Annotated in this window: 15 protein-coding genes and 1 pseudogene; 12 read left to right on the forward strand and 4 right to left on the reverse strand. The window is 36.6% G+C overall.

The annotated features are described in order from the left end of the window. Positions 1 to 37: 37 nt before the first annotated feature. Both ABXZ36_RS08555 and ABXZ36_RS08560 read left to right on the forward strand, forming a co-directional pair. Complete coding sequence (locus ABXZ36_RS08555) at positions 38 to 532, forward strand: hypothetical protein (RefSeq protein WP_354615094.1); 495 nt, start codon at positions 38 to 40, stop codon at positions 530 to 532. 104 nt (positions 533 to 636) lie between these two features. After that, entirely contained in the window at positions 637 to 1743 is a 1107-nt protein-coding gene (locus ABXZ36_RS08560; protein WP_354615095.1) for a DUF4369 domain-containing protein, read from the forward strand. Between the two features lie 88 nt (positions 1744 to 1831). Here the strand turns inward: ABXZ36_RS08560 and ABXZ36_RS08565 are convergent, their stop codons facing one another. Next, positions 1832 to 2479, reverse strand: coding sequence for a rhomboid family intramembrane serine protease (locus ABXZ36_RS08565; protein WP_354615096.1), 648 nt, complete (start codon positions 2477 to 2479; stop codon positions 1832 to 1834). 54 nt (positions 2480 to 2533) lie between these two features. On the opposite strand from ABXZ36_RS08565, the gene ABXZ36_RS08570 reads away from it, so the two are divergent. Then, positions 2534 to 3421, forward strand: a complete 888-nt coding sequence (locus ABXZ36_RS08570) for a lysophospholipid acyltransferase family protein (RefSeq protein ID WP_354615097.1) — start codon at positions 2534 to 2536, stop codon at positions 3419 to 3421. A 71-nt stretch (positions 3422 to 3492) separates the two neighbouring features. Here the strand turns inward: ABXZ36_RS08570 and glmM are convergent, their stop codons facing one another. Further along, positions 3493 to 4881 carry a phosphoglucosamine mutase gene (glmM, locus tag ABXZ36_RS08575; RefSeq protein ID WP_354615098.1) on the reverse strand — a complete coding sequence of 463 codons (1389 nt, stop codon included), beginning with the start codon at positions 4879 to 4881 and terminating at the stop codon, positions 3493 to 3495. A gap of 95 nt (positions 4882 to 4976) precedes the next feature. Between glmM and ABXZ36_RS08580 the strand changes: the two genes are divergently transcribed. The 5 genes from ABXZ36_RS08580 to ABXZ36_RS08600 all read left to right on the forward strand — a co-directional run bounded on the left by ABXZ36_RS08580 (position 4977) and on the right by ABXZ36_RS08600 (position 8867). Next, a complete protein-coding gene (locus ABXZ36_RS08580; protein WP_354615099.1) occupies positions 4977 to 5570 on the forward strand; it encodes an acyl carrier protein phosphodiesterase in 594 nt (197 codons plus the stop codon). Beyond that, positions 5558 to 7243, forward strand: a complete 1686-nt coding sequence (ggt, locus tag ABXZ36_RS08585; protein ID WP_354615100.1) for a gamma-glutamyltransferase — start codon at positions 5558 to 5560, stop codon at positions 7241 to 7243. Before ABXZ36_RS08580 ends, ggt begins: the two co-directional genes overlap by 13 nt. 146 nt (positions 7244 to 7389) lie before the next feature. Beyond that, positions 7390 to 7911 carry a peptide deformylase gene (locus ABXZ36_RS08590; RefSeq protein ID WP_354615101.1) on the forward strand — a complete coding sequence of 174 codons (522 nt, stop codon included), beginning with the start codon at positions 7390 to 7392 and terminating at the stop codon, positions 7909 to 7911. An 82-nt stretch (positions 7912 to 7993) separates the two neighbouring features. Next, positions 7994 to 8704 carry a hypothetical protein gene (locus tag ABXZ36_RS08595; protein ID WP_354615102.1) on the forward strand — a complete coding sequence of 237 codons (711 nt, stop codon included), beginning with the start codon at positions 7994 to 7996 and terminating at the stop codon, positions 8702 to 8704. Positions 8705 to 8708: 4 nt separating this feature from the next. Next, complete coding sequence (locus tag ABXZ36_RS08600) at positions 8709 to 8867, forward strand: hypothetical protein (RefSeq protein WP_354615103.1); 159 nt, start codon at positions 8709 to 8711, stop codon at positions 8865 to 8867. Positions 8868 to 8976: 109 nt separating this feature from the next. Here the strand turns inward: ABXZ36_RS08600 and ABXZ36_RS08605 are convergent, their stop codons facing one another. Then, positions 8977 to 9744 (reverse strand): XRE family transcriptional regulator, encoded by a 768-nt coding sequence (locus tag ABXZ36_RS08605; protein ID WP_354615226.1) that lies wholly within the window; start codon positions 9742 to 9744, stop codon positions 8977 to 8979. A 155-nt stretch (positions 9745 to 9899) separates the two neighbouring features. Between ABXZ36_RS08605 and ABXZ36_RS08610 the strand changes: the two genes are divergently transcribed. Then, complete coding sequence (locus tag ABXZ36_RS08610) at positions 9900 to 10673, forward strand: TIGR03915 family putative DNA repair protein (protein WP_354615104.1); 774 nt, start codon at positions 9900 to 9902, stop codon at positions 10671 to 10673. Positions 10674 to 10739: 66 nt separating this feature from the next. Here ABXZ36_RS08610 and ABXZ36_RS08615 read toward each other — a convergent pair. Further along, a pseudogene (locus ABXZ36_RS08615) lies at positions 10740 to 11209 on the reverse strand (DUF8685 domain-containing protein). 179 nt (positions 11210 to 11388) lie between these two features. Between ABXZ36_RS08615 and uvrA the strand changes: the two are divergent. The 3 genes from uvrA (at position 11389) to ABXZ36_RS08630 (ending at position 17835) form a co-directional block, all read left to right on the forward strand. Further along, positions 11389 to 14223 carry an excinuclease ABC subunit UvrA gene (gene uvrA, locus ABXZ36_RS08620; protein WP_354615105.1) on the forward strand — a complete coding sequence of 945 codons (2835 nt, stop codon included), beginning with the start codon at positions 11389 to 11391 and terminating at the stop codon, positions 14221 to 14223. 78 nt (positions 14224 to 14301) lie between these two features. After that, a complete protein-coding gene (locus tag ABXZ36_RS08625; protein WP_354615106.1) occupies positions 14302 to 14988 on the forward strand; it encodes an LOG family protein in 687 nt (228 codons plus the stop codon). A 6-nt stretch (positions 14989 to 14994) separates the two neighbouring features. Then, a complete protein-coding gene (locus ABXZ36_RS08630) occupies positions 14995 to 17835 on the forward strand; it encodes a gluzincin family metallopeptidase (protein WP_354615107.1) in 2841 nt (946 codons plus the stop codon). Positions 17836 to 17965 lie beyond the last annotated feature (130 nt).

The raw sequence follows: 17965 nt of genomic DNA on the forward strand, positions 1-17965 counted from the left end.
CTAATTTTGAACTCTAAATAATCTTAAATCAAATCTTATGAAAATTATTAAAGTACTAACACTTCTACTTTGCTTTGCCACCTTTTCGTTAAGTGCACAGCAAATATCAGACAATGCACTTGGACTACGTTTAGGCGATAGTGATGGTTTTGGGGCGGAAATATCCTACCAAACCGCTTTAACCTCAAGTACAAGATTGGAATTTGATCTTGGATGGAGAGACAGTAGGAACTATGACGCTTTTAAATTGGCTGTTGTTCACCAATGGGTTAGGCCTATTGAGGGAGATTTTAACTGGTACTACGGTGTAGGTGGTGGATTGGGAAGTGTAGATTTTGTTAGAAATGAGGACAGGGATTACAATGATGGTCTCTTCATTTTTGCAGCTGGTAATATTGGTATCGAGTACGATTTTAATATACCATTATTGCTCTCTTTAGATTTTAGACCAGAAATTGGCGTTGCAGGATATGATGAGTTTTCTGATAATTTCGATTTTGATATTGCCCTTGGTATTCGGTACCAATTTTAAGGATATGCATATATCAATCAAAAAGTCCTTAACGCTTACGTAATGTTAAGGGCTTTTTTTATACTCAAGAATATAATTACCTTTGACCGTCTAAATAAAAAATAATGAAGAAAATATTAGTATCCGTTTGCGCTTTAACAGCTGTAATTGCTTGTAATAATAAGCCAGACGGTTTTAGTCTTGATGGTACCGTAAATGGGAAATTAGAAAACGGTACCAAGGTTTATCTTAAAGTGGCAAATGCCGAAAATCAGCTGGTGGATGTGGATACTACCATCATTGAAAACGGAAAATTTAACTTCTCTGGACCCGCTGGCTTACCCGAAATACATTATATCTATGTAGATCAGCTAAGAGGGAACATCCCTTTCATCGTTGAAAAAGGTGAGATAGAACTTACATTTCAAAAAGATAGTTTAACTAATGCACAAATTACAGGAACCCCACAAAACGAGTTTTTCAGTGACTTTATAAAAGGATCAAAAGCTTTGTCTAGCAGAGAAATGTCCATTAATGAGGATATGCGAAAAGCGAGTGCCAATAATGATGAGCCTACCATGGTTTCCCTTAGGGACGAATACTTTGAACTTCAGGAAGAGGCAAAAAACTTTGAATTGGATTATGTGAAGAAAAACCCAAGCTCTTTGATTTCAGTATTAATCATCGATAAGGTATTGAACACAAAATCCATGACGGAAGAGGAAGTTAAAACGTTGTACGATAGCCTGTCTCCAGAAATGAAAAAGACCAAGCCAGGGAAAAACATCGAAGAAAAACTGAACAAGAGTAAGAGCACATCTATTGGCAGCAAAGCGCCCAATTTCTCAGCACCTACACCAAGTGGGGAGCTATTGGCATTAAACGATGCCATGGGAAAAGTTACTATTGTAGACTTTTGGGCTGCATGGTGCAAGCCTTGTAGAGCAGAAAACCCTAATGTGGTTAAGGTGTACAACCAATATCACGAAAAGGGCTTGAACATTATAGGGGTTTCCTTGGACAGAAAAGCAGAGGATTGGAAAAAGGCCATTGCAGACGATGGACTTGCCTGGAACCACGTTTCTAACGTTCAATACTTTGATGAAATTGCTAAATTATACAATGTTGATGCTATTCCTGCTACCTTCATATTAGATGAGAATGGAGTTATCATTGCAAAAAATCTACGAGGACCTGCGTTGGAGCAGAGAATTGCTGAATTGTTGCAGTAATCTTGAATAGACTTATATTAAAAAAGCCCAAAACGTATATGTTTCGGGCTTTTTTATTTTAGCAAAAGTCACTTTTAATTGAAATATTTTAAATTTTACCCATCTTTGCTAGGGCAAAAAGAATAACAATAGGCAGCGCCAAAAGCAGTACCATTAGGGTTTCTGAAACCAAAAGGCTTGGCATAAATACTAAGGTCATTGCGTAACCACCAATAGCACCACCAAAATGAGCAGTATGCCCTATATTACCCAATCTATTTTTCATACCATAAATAGAATACAATAAATAAGCTATTCCTATTACATAGGCGGGCAATGGGATGGGAATAAACATGATCCCCAATTGCATTTCCGGTTGCAATAATATGGCTGCATATAATATTCCTGTAACCGCTCCACTGGCTCCTACAGCACTGTACATAGGTTCGTTTTTATGAAAAAATTGCGCCAAAAGACTCCCTGCGCCCAAACTTACCGCATAAATGAGAAGAAATATAGGTGCTCCCAACCAGGAAATAACCACATTAGCGAAAAAATAAAGGGTAAACATATTAAAGAATAAATGAGAGAAATCTACATGTAGAAAACCTGAAGTTAACATTCGGTCTTTTTGTCCAGCTTTTATGCCAGAAATATTGAACTTGTAACGTTCAAAAAAGTTAATATCATTAAAACCTTTTAGGGAGACTAGTACATTGATGGCAATAATAACAATGGTGGCAATATGCATATTCATAGGATACCTTGATTTGGATTCAAATATAGCTATATTTGTGCATACTTTTTTTGCATGCAGCTACTAGTTTTTATCTTGGCCTATCCCTTTTTATGGCTTATCTCCATACTACCTTTCAGGTTGTTTTACTTTATTTCAGACCTAATTTTCTTTTTGGTTTATCATGTAGTAGGATATCGTAAAGAAGTGGTCTACGCAAACTTAAAATTAGTCTTTCCAGAAAAGTCGAAGACTGAATTGGTCACCATCAGAAAAGATTTTTATCACCATATGTGTGATATGTTTTTAGAAATGGTGAAAACCATGGGGCTCTCTAAGGACGAGGTCAAAAAAAGATACAACGTTCTCAATATTGAAGTGCTTCAAGAATTGGAAAAGAAAAAAAGTATTCTTGTGTTATGTTCCCATTACGCTAACTGGGAATGGAACGTAAGTATGAATAACTACGTAGAATCTAAAGGGTATGCCGTATACCAAAAAATAGGTAATAAATATTTTGACCAACTGATCAAAAATATACGGTCTAGATGGAACACCACACCCATCACCCAAAATGAGACTGTAAAAACGGTGGTTAGAAATGAACAGCTTGGGATAACAGGTATCTTTGGTATGGTCAGCGATCAATCACCTATGGTTGCCAAGGCACAGTACTGGAGTGAATTTATGGGGGTAAAAGTCCCAATTTTCAACGGGGCAGAGGTAATGGCTAGGAAATTGGATTTGGCCGTAGTCTTTCTTAAAGTGTCTAAAGTAAAGAGAGGGTACTATCAAGCAGAGTTTATTCCAATTACAAATGCAGGTAAACAAACAGAAAAAAACGAAATAACAGAGACCTTTTTAAGGGAAACCGAAAAACAAATAAGAGAAAGGCCAGAACACTACTTGTGGACCCACAGAAGGTGGAAACACCATAATAAGGCCCCAAATGAGATTCAATAAAAAATAGCTAGGAAATAATGAATTGCTTCAATTCATTTCCAAGCCATAGTACGCTATTTTCAAGAACTACTTTAAATTCCTGCGATCTCTTTTATCTCGGAGATGATGCGATCTGCCAATCCATCTGCTTCAGCCTGACTTTTTGCTTCGGTATAAATCCTAATGATCGGCTCCGTATTTGATTTTCTCAAATGTACCCAGTTTTCAGGAAAATCGATCTTCACCCCATCAATATTGGTTACTTGTTCGTCCTTGTATTTATTCTCCATGCCCACCAAAAGCGCATCAACATCTAGTTCTGGGGTCAGCTCTATTTTCTTCTTACTCATAAAATAGCTCGGATAGCTATCCCTTAATTCCTTAACAGTACCACCTCGTTCAGCCATTAGCATTAAAAACAAGGCCGTACCTACCAAAGAATCTCGACCGTAATGACTTTCAGGATAAATAATACCACCATTACCTTCACCACCAATGATGGCGTTATTTGCTTTCATTTTTGTGACAACGTTTACTTCACCAACAGCCGCAGCTTCATAAGTACCTCCGTGCTTTTCGGTAATATCCCTTAATGCTCTTGATGAGGAAAGATTGGAAACCGTATTCCCTTTAGTTTTACCCAAAACGTAGTCCGCACAGGCTACCAAGGTATACTCTTCCCCGAACATTTCACCGTCATTACTTATAAAGGCCAGTCTGTCCACGTCAGGATCTACCACAATTCCAAAATCAGCCTTTTCTTTAACTACCAAAGCGCAAATGTCGCCCAAATGCTCCTTTAACGGCTCTGGATTATGAGGGAAATGACCTGTAGGTTCGCAGTATAACTTCACAACTTCAACTCCTAATTCTTTCAATAATTGAGGAATGGCAATGCCCCCTGTTGAGTTTACCCCATCCACCACAACTTTGAACTTGGCAGCTTTTATGACTTCCTTATCTACTAATGGCAAGTCCAGCACTTCATCTATATGAATATCTATATAAGCATCATTTCTTGTAATGATACCCAAATCGTCTACCTCGGCAAAATCAAAATTCTCCTGTTCCGCAATCTCCAAAATCTTTGCTCCTTGGGCGGCATCCAAAAATTCTCCTTTTTCATTCAATAATTTAAGGGCGTTCCATTCTTTAGGATTATGGCTGGCCGTTAGGATAATTCCACCATCGGCCTTTTCCATAGGAACAGCAATCTCAACCGTTGGGGTAGTTGATAAATTTAGATCGATAATATCAATGCCTAATCCAATCAAAGTAGATACTACTATATTTTGTATCATTTCGCCTGAAATTCGGGCATCCCGTCCAATAACAACCGTAAGCTTTTCTTTTTTGGAGTATTGTTTTAGCCATATTCCATAGGCTGCCGCAAATTTTACTGCATCTATTGGGGTTAAATTTGTACCTGGTTTTCCGCCAATGGTACCTCGTATTCCTGATATTGATTTGATTAGTGTCATGTATGCTAAAAAAGTTTTGACAAATATACACCTCTACAGTTTATTCCTATAATGGTTATTTGTAAATTCGACCTTATGACATCAGAATTCGTTTCATGAATTTTTTAGCACATATTTATCTCTCCTTTGGAAATGATGAAATCACCTTAGGAAATTTTATAGCCGACAGTATTCGGGGAAATAAACACAAGCACTTGCCTATAAATGTCCAAAAAGGCATTATGCTCCACCGAGCCATAGACACGTTTACGGACGCACATCCTACCGTTAGAAAGAGCACCAAACGATTACATAAAAACTACAGTCATTACAGCGGTGTTATCGTGGATATTTTTTATGATCATTTTTTGGCTAAAAATTGGGAACAGTATTCCGATACCCCTTTGGATGTTTTTGTAGAACAATTTTATGATCTGTTGGAAGAAAATTACACCATTTTACCGGATGGGATTAAACATATGATGCCTTACATGATCTCTGATAATTGGATCTATAACTACTCCAATTTGGACGGAATCTCTAGGGTATTGAGTGGAATGAACCGCAGAACAAAAAACAAGAGCAAGATGAATTTTGCTATCTTGGATCTCGAAACTCATTACGTTGACTTTGAAAAGGAATTTTCCATTTTTTTTGATGAACTAATTACCTATTCCAAACAAAAATACATCTCCATATGCGAAAAATAATTTTTCTATTAACCATAATTCTTTTTATACAATGCAAAACCAATCAACCGACCACTCCAACTGGACTAGTTACAGAAAAAGCCATGGTGGTTTCTGCCCGTAAAGAAGCGTCTGCTATAGGTTCTGGGATTTTAAAAAAGGGAGGTAATGCCTTTGACGCTATGGTAGCCACTGAACTAGCCTTAGCCGTAACCTATCCTTATGCAGGGAATATTGGTGGAGGTGGCTTTATGGTATACCGTAAAAGTAATGGTGATGTTGGCTCTTTGGATTACAGAGAAAAAGCACCTTTGTCTGCTCATAAGGATATGTATTTAGATTCATTAGAAAATGTTATTCCAAATAAAAGTACACTTGGGGCAACGGCCGTAGGCGTACCAGGTACAGTTGCGGGCGTAATTGAAGTACATAGGAAATTTGGGTCCTTGACCTTAGAAGAGGTTTTAGCTCCTGTCATAGCCCTTGCTGAAAAAGGTGTTGTAGTCACCAAAAAACAAGAAGAACGATTAGAAGATTACCGCAAAATAATTATTGATGTAAATTCTGATAGCACTTTGTTTGCCGCAGTTTACAAAGCTGGGGATACAGTAAAATACCCAGTATTGGCCAAGACCTTAAAGAAAATTGCCAAAGAAGGACGAGACGGATTTTACAAAGGGGAAACTGCCAAAGCCTTGGCCGAATTTATTCAGGCTAAAGGAGGATATGTAACGGAAGAAGATCTAGCCGGATATGAGGCACAATGGAGGCAACCCATCGTATTTAAATACAAGGATATTAAAATCATCTCTATGAGCCCACCAAGTAGCGGTGGGGTTACGATGAACCAGATCTTTAAAATGATGGAGCCTTACGATGTCGCCCAATTAGGCCATAATTCTCTAAAAACAATTCAATTGTTTACCGAGGCCTCTAGACGGGCTTACGCTGATAGAAATTATTTCTTGGGGGATCCTGATTTTGTGGATATTCCATTGGATGTGCTGTTAAGCCAAAAATACTTAAAAGAACGAATGGAAAACTTTTCTTTTGACAAAGCTACCAAATCGTCAGATATAGAAAGAGGTAAGGTACAAATTGTTGAAAGTGATGAAACAACACATTATTCCATTGTAGATAGTGAGGGAAATGCTATTTCTGTCACCACTACACTTAATGGCGCTTACGGTTCAAAATTGTATTGCGATAAGCTTGGCTTTTTCTTGAACAATGAGATGGACGATTTCAGTTCTAAAATTGGAGTTCCCAATATGTTCGGACTCATTGGTGCCGAAGCTAATAGTATCGCTCCTGGCAAAAGAATGTTGAGCAGCATGACACCGAGCATTGTGGAAAAAGAGGGTAACCTTTACATGGTAGTAGGTACACCTGGTGGATCTACCATTATAACCGCAGTAGCACAAACCATTCTTAATGTCTATGAATTCAATATGAGCATGCAAGATGCCGTTAATGCTCCTCGATTCCATCATCAATGGCTTCCAGATGTCGTTGTATTTGAACCAGAAGGTTTCTCATCAGAACTAAAAGCAGCTTTAAGAACCAAAGGGTATATCATTAATGAAGAACGCAATCCTATAATAGGCAAGGTAGATGCAATTAGGGTATTGCCTGACGGAAGATTAGAAGGCGGTGCTGATAAACGCGGGGACGATACTGCAGTAGGCTATTAATTAATACTATAATTTATATTGTGATGTTTAAAAAATATATTCTTCTTTTTCTAGTCATTGGTTTAATAGCCAGTTGCTCTAATACAAAACAGATAGTTTCCGAGTCATATAAAAGCGACTTTACTGCGGAACAAATAGAAATGATAATGTCTGGGGAAGCAGATGAACCGATGAGAGTCTTTAAAATAAATAATGAGCAGGATTCCATTCTTCTTAGAACCAAAAGCGAATCTCTGAAAGTTGATCCTAAAGATCCTATACTGCAAAGATTTGTAGATAGACTTTATAGTACCGTTAGGGATAGTATGTCTTTGGGAGCAGGTATAGCAGCGCCACAAGTGGGAATTTTAAAAAACATCATATGGGTACAACGTTTTGATAAGGAAAACCTTCCATTTGAAGTGTACTTAAATCCTAAAATCACCAAATACTCTAAAATGATGCAAGATTGTTTGGAAGGCTGCCTTTCTATTCCCAATAGACGAGATACGACTAAAACAAGAGCCTATGCAGTATTATTCGAATACGATAAAATGGATAATACACATGCTATTGAAATGGTTGAGGCATTTACGGCGGTTATTGTACAGCATGAGGTAGACCATTTGAACGGTATTTTATATTTAGATCATTTGGAAAAAGAGGCAAAAAATGTAACTCACCAATAGCAGTATTGCAAGTATAATTAGGATAGACATTTATTTTAATCGTCAAGCACGAAATTTTAGAGTGCTCAAATAATTCAATAAAATGCTCAAAAAAGTTTTAAAAATAGCCCTTTTGCTTCTATCAACTCTAATGATACTTATTGTTATTCTCTTTTTTATTTACGATAAGCCATTACCTGAACCTCTTAAGGATTCTGGCCCAGAAGCAGATGCAATGGCCCAAAAAATACAAACGGCCCTACATTACAATTCATTTAAAAAATCACAATTCATCGAATGGTCTTTTCAAAATGGCAATAACACCTATTTTTGGGACAAACAAAAGCATATTGTAAATGTTAAATGGGATAACTTTTTGGTAAACCTGGACTTGAAGAATACTGGTCAAAGTGAGGTTTTTAAGAACAACCTTGTGATTAAGGGGAGTGAAAAAGAAAAAATTATTAATAAGGCTATCAAATATTTCAATAATGATTCTTTTTGGCTCGTTGCACCCTTTAAATTGTTCGATAAAGGAACTAAAAGAAACATAGTTCAATTGGAAGATGGTTCAAAAGGTTTATTGGTCACCTATACAACTGGTGGAGATACTCCGGGTGATTCTTATCTTTGGAAACTAAATCAGAGCGGATTTCCTGAGAGCTACCAGATGTGGGTCTCTATAATTCCCTTTGGAGGGCTAAAAGCTACTTGGGAAGGATGGCAAAAAATGGATAGTGGCACCTATTTGCCTACCGGCCACAAAATAGGACCCTTCACCCTTTCTTTGGGCGAGGTTAAGGCATACAATTAAATATATGGCAAAGAAAGGAACAGAAAAAAATACCAAAAACAAGGCCCTACATTCCAAACTTATGAATCGAAAGAAAAATAAGCTTAGGGAGGAAAATGAACAACGTGCGGCCCGTTTAAAGGAAATTATCCAAAAATCCAAAGGCAATGTATCCAACGATTAATTTTTCAGAAAAGGATTTTTTTCAAGAAACTTCTAGTAAGAATATAAATAAAACGACTCCCCCATATTATTGCTTATTCTGAATGTTTTAAACTGAATGTGAATGGGATTTAATTTTTAACTGCACGTAATTGGCTTTTTAATTCTTCCATAGATTCTTGTAGCTGTCTCAAAAGTCCCGTTTCTGTAGTGGCATCCAAACCGAAGGTTATTTTACTGTTTACTTGCCATAATTCCTGTATTTGCTGAACATCCACTTCGTAAGGAGGATAGGTCTCATTCAGGGAAATTAAAGACATATTTTGACCATTAGGGGACTTCTCCAATTTCTTTACCAACACCGCATCGTGAAGGACAACCACATACATTTTATTGGGACTAACATCTTGAATGCTCTCTACAGCCTTTGCTAACACCCACTCACCTGGTCGCAAATTGGGTAACATACTGTCTCCTTCTACCTGAAAACCCCTATACGTAGCATTTCTAAATTCTGGAAGGGGTATATCAAAAGCTGGTAATTGCCTATACCAGCTGGTATCTTGGATATTTTGAGGATACCCTGCCGCCGCTTTTGCATTTACCAGAACCATATTTTCGTTCTCATTAGCATCAACGGTCACTACTTTAGGAATGACACTTACATTGGAGGTTGCTAAATACTTATTAATGCTTTCACCGAAAAGCCAAAGAGGATTTATTTTGAACTGCCTTAATAATTCGGCTACAACTTTCCCGGACAATTTAGTCCTCCCCCGCTCAATATCCGCTGTTGTATTGGAAATTCCGATAAGTTTTGCGAATTCGGATTGGGTATATCCCAAATCCCTTCTCACATCTGTGAACCTCTTTACCTCAATTGCTATATCATTTTCCATTCTCAAATATACGCTTTTTGGATTATATCCAAAATATTTATGGAATATTTCCATAATTAGGAATAATTCCATATTTTTGGAATGATTACAAGAAGGAGATTGACGTAATCTTCTTCTCTATAAAAAAGTGAACACCCAATTTAAATCCAATTCTAATGGAAAATGCTAAAATTTTAATTTACGACGGAAGTTTTAACGGTTTCCTAACTACAGTTTTTAAGGTTTTTAATGAAAAGTGGATCGTTTTAGACATACAAAAGAACAACGGGAAACAAAGAGAACTTTTTTCGGATACAGAAACAATAACCACTGAGATAGCCTTGGCAAAAAGGGTTTGGGACGGCATCGAAAAAAAGAGCCATGAGACTATTAAAACTATTTATTTTGCTTATCAAAGTGAATCAAAAGGCATTGAATTTCTTTTATTTAGATATATCAAACAATTATTTTTCCCAACAATCGGAAGTCCCTGGTCCATTGAAGGTGAGGATCTGTCTAAGATAAAACAATTGGCAAAATTGGTAGGGAGTGAAAAAAGACATATGGAATCATTTGTGAATATGTATCCATCTAAAGATGCCGTTTACTTTGCAGTTATTGCTCCAGATTATGATGTACTCCCTTTAATTTCAAAGTATTTTAAATCCAAGTATAGAGACCAGCACTGGATGGTTTATGATAGCAAAAGAGGATATGGAATCTATTATGAAGGCTATAAGGTTGAACTCATATCCTTGGACCTAGGTGAATATTACAAAAACTCTGACTTTTACTCCAATTTATTAAAAAATGATGGCCGTGGGGTTTCAGATATCAGCAATAGCTATCTTAAAAACATTGAGATTCAATCACATATACTGCCTAAACACTCTTCTACTTTGTTCAATAAGGAGTATCGTTCGTTTTTCAGTGAAAGGACAGCCGTGTAGTCAGAACACCTATCTAATTAATTTTAGGAATTATATAGTATCCATTCAAAAGGGATTTTCAAAGGTTTATTTGGATTTATCCTCAATAAAATGGTCACTTTTATTATGGAATAATACATTAAAGGTGGTTAAACTTCCGTAGACTCTAGTAATGTACTGTTGTAAGTCTACCTTTTCTTTATCTTCTAAATTGGTGCTGGTATTTATTTTTTGCTCCAACACCCACATTCTATCCCTTACCATAACAATTTAATGAAAGAAAGTGTCCAACGGTATTTCCTTTTCGGATAGATTGGCATCTACAGGCTTCAAAACCAAACTTCCACCCTTCCACTTGTCTGCAATGGGGTAATCTGATTGGCATCACTCCACCTCCTTAAAATAGAAATGAGGGATTGTTCTACTTCAGAAAAACTAATAGTATCTACCTCCTTTTCCACCAATTCGATTATATCAAATTCGGCATCCAAAGCTATAGTTTCCAAACCGTTATCGATAAATGTGACCCAATAGTGTTTGGAGGTGACATTGGTCACTACTCATTTTCCAAATTCCCTATGTTGTATTCTTGATCCAATTCCTAAAAGCGGCATTTTATAAGTTTTAAAATTGGCTCAGCTAATTTAATTCTAAGGTTTTAATTAACAAAAATCAAAATAGACCCTACTTCGTTATTAGGTACCAAAATCGTAACTTTGCAACTTTGCTATAGAAAATGACAAAATACGAGGAAAATATTGAGGTTAAGGGCGCTAGGGTCCATAACCTTAAAAACATTGATGTAACCATTCCTAGAGAAAAACTAGTAGTAATTACAGGACTCTCAGGGAGTGGAAAATCATCCCTTGCCTTTGATACTATCTATGCTGAAGGACAGCGCAGATATATAGAAACTTTTTCTGCATATGCCCGTCAATTTCTTGGTGGGTTAGAACGTCCTGATGTAGATAAAATAGATGGTCTATCCCCTGTTATTGCCATAGAACAGAAAACTACTTCAAAATCCCCAAGATCAACTGTAGGGACCATTACCGAGGTCTACGATTTCTTACGTCTTTTATTTGCTAGGGCAGGTGATGCCTATAGTTATAACACAGGCGAAAAAATGGTAAGCTATAGCGATGAACAGATCAAAGGGCTGATTAAGGAAGATTATAATGATAAAAAAATTAATGTTTTAGCCCCCATTGTAAAATCTCGTAAAGGTCATTATAGAGAGCTTTTTGAACAGGTTGCAAAACAAGGCTTTATCAAAGTCAGGGTCGATGGCGAAATAAAGGATATTGTAAAGGGGATGAAGGTAGATCGCTATAAGACCCACGATATTGAGATTGTGATAGACCGATTAAACGTAAATCAGTCGGCCGATTTGGATAAGAGACTTTCTGAAACTATCAACACCGCTATGTACAGTGGTGAAAATGTATTGATGATCTTAGAGGAAGGCACCATAGTTCCCCGCTATTTCAGTAGGGATCTTATGTGTCCTACTACAGGCATTTCTTACCCATCACCAGAACCAAATACTTTTTCCTTCAATTCGCCAAAAGGTATGTGCTCCTACTGCAATGGTTTGGGCAATGTTCATGAAGTAAACGACAAGAAAATTATTCCAAATCCAAAGCTTTCCATTAAAGGAGGAGGAATTGCCCCTTTGGGAGAATACAAAAAATCATGGGCATTTAAGCAAATTGAAACTATTGCCCAACGCTATGAGTTTGAACTTACAGACCCTATTAATACTATTCCAAAGGAAGCCTTGGATATCATCTTGCACGGAGGTGCAGAAAGTTTTGAGGTCGACTCCAAAATATTGGGAGTCAAAAGACATTATAAGATAGATTATGAAGGTATTTCTAACTTTCTAAAGAACCAATTTGAGGAAGCCGAATCTACATCCATAAAAAGGTGGGCTAAGGAATACATGGACAAAATAAATTGTCCTACCTGCAATGGATCGCGTTTAAGAATTGAGTCGCTCTATTTTAAAATTGAAGAAAAGAACATTGCAGAGCTTTCAGAATTAGACATAGTGGAGCTTGCTGCCTTTTTTGATGGTCTGGAAAAAAAATTGGATGGAAACCAAAGGATCATCGCTGAAGAAATTATAAAAGAGATTAAAACAAGACTTCAATTTCTTTTAGATGTAGGCTTGGATTACCTATCCCTGAACAGAAGTTCTAAATCCCTTTCCGGAGGGGAAGCACAAAGGATCAGATTGGCCACACAAATAGGGTCCCAACTAGTCGGTGTTCTTTATATATTGGATGAACCTAGCATAGGCCTGCATCAAAGAGACAACGAACGATTAATTAAATCTTTGGAGGCTTTACGCGATTTAGGCAACTCAGTCATTGTGGTAGAACACGATAGAGACATGATTGAAAGGGCTGACCATGTTATTGATATTGGTCCAAAAGCTGGCAAATACGGTGGAGAAATCATATCCCAAGGAAAGCCAGAGGATTTAAAAAATGAACATACCTTAACAGCAGATTACATTACTGGGGTTAAGAAAATAGCCGTTCCCGAACACCGCAGAGAAGGTAATGGAAAAAGTATTGTGCTATCTGGTTGTACGGGCAACAATTTAAAAAACGTTACCGTAGAATTTCCTTTAGGTAAAATGATTGGGGTTACCGGAGTTTCGGGAAGCGGAAAATCTACTTTGATCAATGAAACCCTCTATCCTATAATGAATGCCTACTATTTTAATGGTGTTAAAAAACCTATGCCCTACAAAAAGATAAAAGGTCTGGAACACATAGATAAGGTCATAGATATTAACCAATCCCCTATAGGGAGAACACCAAGATCTAATCCTGCTACCTATACTGGAGTCTTCAGTGAAATAAGATCGCTTTTTGCAAAAACACAGGAAGCGGCCATAAGGGGCTATAAATTAGGACGTTTTAGTTTCAATGTAAAAGGAGGTCGCTGTGAAACATGTCAAGGTGGAGGATTACGGGTGATTGAAATGAATTTTCTGCCGGATGTTTATGTGGAATGTGAGACCTGCATTGGAAAACGCTTTAACAGGGAAACTCTAGAAATAAGGTACAAAGGTAAATCCATAGCAGATGTTTTGGAAATGACCATTAATGAAGCGGTTGACTTTTTTGAAAATATACCAAAAATCCAAAGGAAGGTAAAGACTATTCAAGATGTAGGCTTGGGATATATTTCTTTGGGGCAACAGTCTACCACGCTATCTGGAGGGGAAGCTCAACGTATAAAGCTGGCTACAGAACTATCTAAAAGAGATACTGGAAATACCTTCTATATTTTAGACGAGCCCACTACCGGATTACACTTTGAAGATATTAGAGTGTTGATGGACGTACTAAACAAATTGGTAGACAAAGGAAATACCATTTTGGTCATAGAACATAACATGGATGTCATTAAAATGGTAGACCATGTTATTGATATTGGTTATGAAGGAGGCCGCGGTGGTGGTAAGCTGGTTGCCAAAGGTACCCCTGAAGAAATAGCAAAAGATAAAAAGAGTTACACCTCAAAATTTCTAAGAAAAGAATTAGGTTTGTAGTACAGAAAACTGCTATATTCTTGTAGGAATTGGTAATTGATGGCTTAATTTTATATCAAAAGCTTTAAATACGAGTACATGAGAAAAGAACAACACCATAAAGGATGGAATGAGATAAAGACCAATGATTCTTGGGCTATTTTCAAGATTATGGGGGAGTTTGTTAGCGGTTTTGAAAAAATGAGTGCCATTGGACCTTGTGTTTCTATTTTTGGTTCCGCTAGAACAAAAGAAGGTGATCCATATTATGAGTTGGCAACAAGTATAGCTAAACGTATTTCTGAAGCTGGCTATGGTATTATTACCGGAGGAGGACCAGGAATTATGGAAGCAGGAAATAGAGGAGCTCATTTGGCCGGAGGAACCTCTGTAGGTCTCAATATAGATTTGCCATTTGAGCAACATAACAATCCTTATATTGATGCCGATAAAAGTCTCGATTTTGACTATTTCTTTGTTCGGAAAGTGATGTTTGTGAAATATTCACAGGGCTTTGTAGTGATGCCAGGAGGTTTTGGAACCTTAGATGAACTTTTTGAAGCGATTACCCTCATACAGACCAATAAAATTGAAAAATTTCCAATTATATTAGTAGGAACAGATTTTTGGGAAGGTCTATTTGTCTGGATTAAAAACATTATGCTAGAGAAAGGCAATATCAGTATAAATGATATGGACCTGATACAACTAGTGGATACTGAGGAGCAGGTAGTTGAAATAATTGATTCTTTCTATAGAGGAAGAACCTTAAGCCCCAACTTCTAAAAGGATATGTTCCCCAAGCCTATACATTTTAATGTTATTTATTTATGCGCTATTGCCATTGTCCTTGGTATGGGTAGCATTAACGGCCAACACCTGAATACGCTGACTGCAACTTTGGATGGAGCAAAAAAAGATATTTATATACAACAGCAGTTTGTTTATGTAAATGATTCTAATGACTCTTTACCAGAATTATTCTTTAATGACTGGCCACAAGCCTACTCCAATAAAAATACGGCTCTAGCACAAAGATTTGCTGAAGAATTTAAGAAAGGGCTTCACTTGGCCAAATCCCACGAAAGGGGATCCACTAATATCTTAAGTGTGGTAGATGACCGCTATAGTGGTCTAACTTGGGAGCGGAGTCGCCAAAGGGATATTATTAAAATTTCGCTTAACGCACCACTGGCACCAAGGGAATCAATCAAAATATTCATTACCTATAGAGTAAAACTTCCGCCGAATAAGTTTACCCCTTTTGGATATGACAACAAAAACAAATACTATTTAAAGGACTGGTACTTAACCCCTGCCGTTTATTCCAATGGGAAATGGTCTTTGTACTCCAACAAGAATTTGGAAGATCTTTACACCGGGATAACAAACACCAAAATAACATTCAAGTATCCCAAGGGTTTGTTTTTGGCAAGCAATTTTACTGAAGTCAGGACTAACAACACCTCTTTTTTAAAACAATCGTTCCTAGAGGGTATTAATAGTAAAAGTGCTGAAATCATTATAAACCCTGAAAGGACATTTACCAAACACGTTACCCCTACCCTTACCGTCCTTACAGATTTGGAAATCCCCAAATATGATCCAATATCCAAAGGCATATCCATTAACAAAGTCGCCCAATTTATTACGGACAATTTGGGAGGATATCCTCATGGGCATCTATTAGTAAGTAATATTGATAATCAAAAGAATCCACTATATGGACTAAATCAGTTACCCTCCTTTGTTAGACCTTACGAAGATCAGTTCCAATTTGAAATGGAATTTCTTAAAACGGCTCTTAACAGCTTTTTAAAGGAAACACTTTTTTTTGATATTAGAAAAGACAGATGGGTCTACGATGCCTTGGTCAATTATCTTATGATAAAATACGTGGATGAGTACTATGAAGACCAAAAATTATTAGGAAAATTGTCCACTATTTGGGGATTGAGAAGTTTTCACCTTGCACAAATGGACTTTAATGAGCAATATTCTTTCCTGCATATGCTCACCGCAAGAAAAAACTTGGACCAATCATTAGTAACTGCAAACGATTCTCTAATAAAATTTAATCAAAAAATTGCCAATAGATACAAGGCTGGCTTGGGACTTGCATATTTATCAGAATACATTGGGGAAGAAAACGTAGCCAAAAGTATTTCAGAATTTTATGAGAATTACAAGCTAAAACCAGTTCAACAGGATGATTTTGTTGCCATTTTGGAAGGTTCTACTACTATGGATATTAAATGGTTTAATAAAGAGTATGTATCCTCTAATAAAAGAATAGATTATAACATTAGCAACGTTTTTAAAACTGATGATTCCCTAGCTATTACTTTAAAAAATAAAGGGGGAACCAATGTGCCTATTTCCCTTTTCGGAATTAGAAAGGATTCTGTTGTCTCCAAATATTGGTTCTCAGATATTTCAGAAAAAAAAACATTTACCATTCCAAGACAAGGCGAAGATCGCTTAGTGCTTAACTATGACCAAAAAATTCCAGAGTTCAACCAAAGAGATAATTGGAAATCCTTGAACGGTTTTTTTTCTAGTAATAAAAAATTAAAATTTCAATTTTTTAAGGATACTGAAGATCCATATTACAATCAGATATTCTATGTACCTGTATTAGGTTTTAATATTTACGATGGCATTACCCCTGGAATGCGTATTCACAATAAAACCCTTTTAGAACGACCATTTATTTTTGATTTTGCACCTTCCTATGCCCTAAAGGAACAAGCTTTAGTGGGATATGGAAAATTTAACTATAGAAAATACTATCAGGGCCAAAATATGTTTGTGGCCAATTATTCAATAGGCGGCTCTTCGTTCCACTTTGCAGAAAATTCTAGATACACCACCATAACTCCTTCTATCAGTTTTGGATGGAGACCCGATAATCTCATCTCCAATAAAAGAGAATATTTAACCTTTAGATATGTGAATGTTTTTAGGGTAGTAGATGAAAATCAAAATCTGACCACAGATCCAGATTACAGCGTTATAAATGCCCGATATGTCAATTCCAACAATGGGGTTATAGATTATGTATCATGGTTTTTTGATGCGCAACACTCCATCAATTTTTCAAAAGTCGCTTTTAACTTAGAATACAGAAAGCTATTTGAAAACAACCGTCAATTAAACGTAAGATTCTTTGCAGGAAAATTTTTAAGGAACCAAACCAATTCAGACTTTTTTAGTTTCGCATTGGACAGACCAACAGATTACCTATTTGATTATAGTTATTTAGGTCGTTCAGAGGATACTGGCATCTACAGTCAGCAGATCGTAATAGCAGAAGGAGGATTTAAATCGAAATTGGAAATTCCTTTTTCCAACGATTGGATGGCAACGACCAATGCAAGTGTTAATCTTTGGCGCTGGATAGAGCTTTATGGAGACGTTGGCTTCTTAAAGAGCAAAGGTTTTAAAGAACGCTTCGTTTATGACTCAGGAGTTCGCCTAAACTTGGTTACAGATTATTTTGAGCTTTACTTCCCCTTGTATTCCAATAATGGTTGGGAGGTCTCACAACCCAATTATGAAGAGAAAATTAGGTTTATTGTAACCTTGAGTCCTAAGACCCTTCTAGGACTTTTCAATAGAAAATGGTTTTAATTTGTTAGCAAATTCTCATTATTTTTTCTATTTATTGCATTATTCATAATTTTATAATTTACAATTACGGAATATTTAATAACTTATTAATAAATAAGCTGTCTCCTAAATTGCAAAAATCACTCTATTT

Source organism: Sediminicola arcticus, from assembly GCF_040566695.1.
Taxonomy (GTDB): Bacteria; Bacteroidota; Bacteroidia; order Flavobacteriales; family Flavobacteriaceae; genus Sediminicola; species Sediminicola arcticus.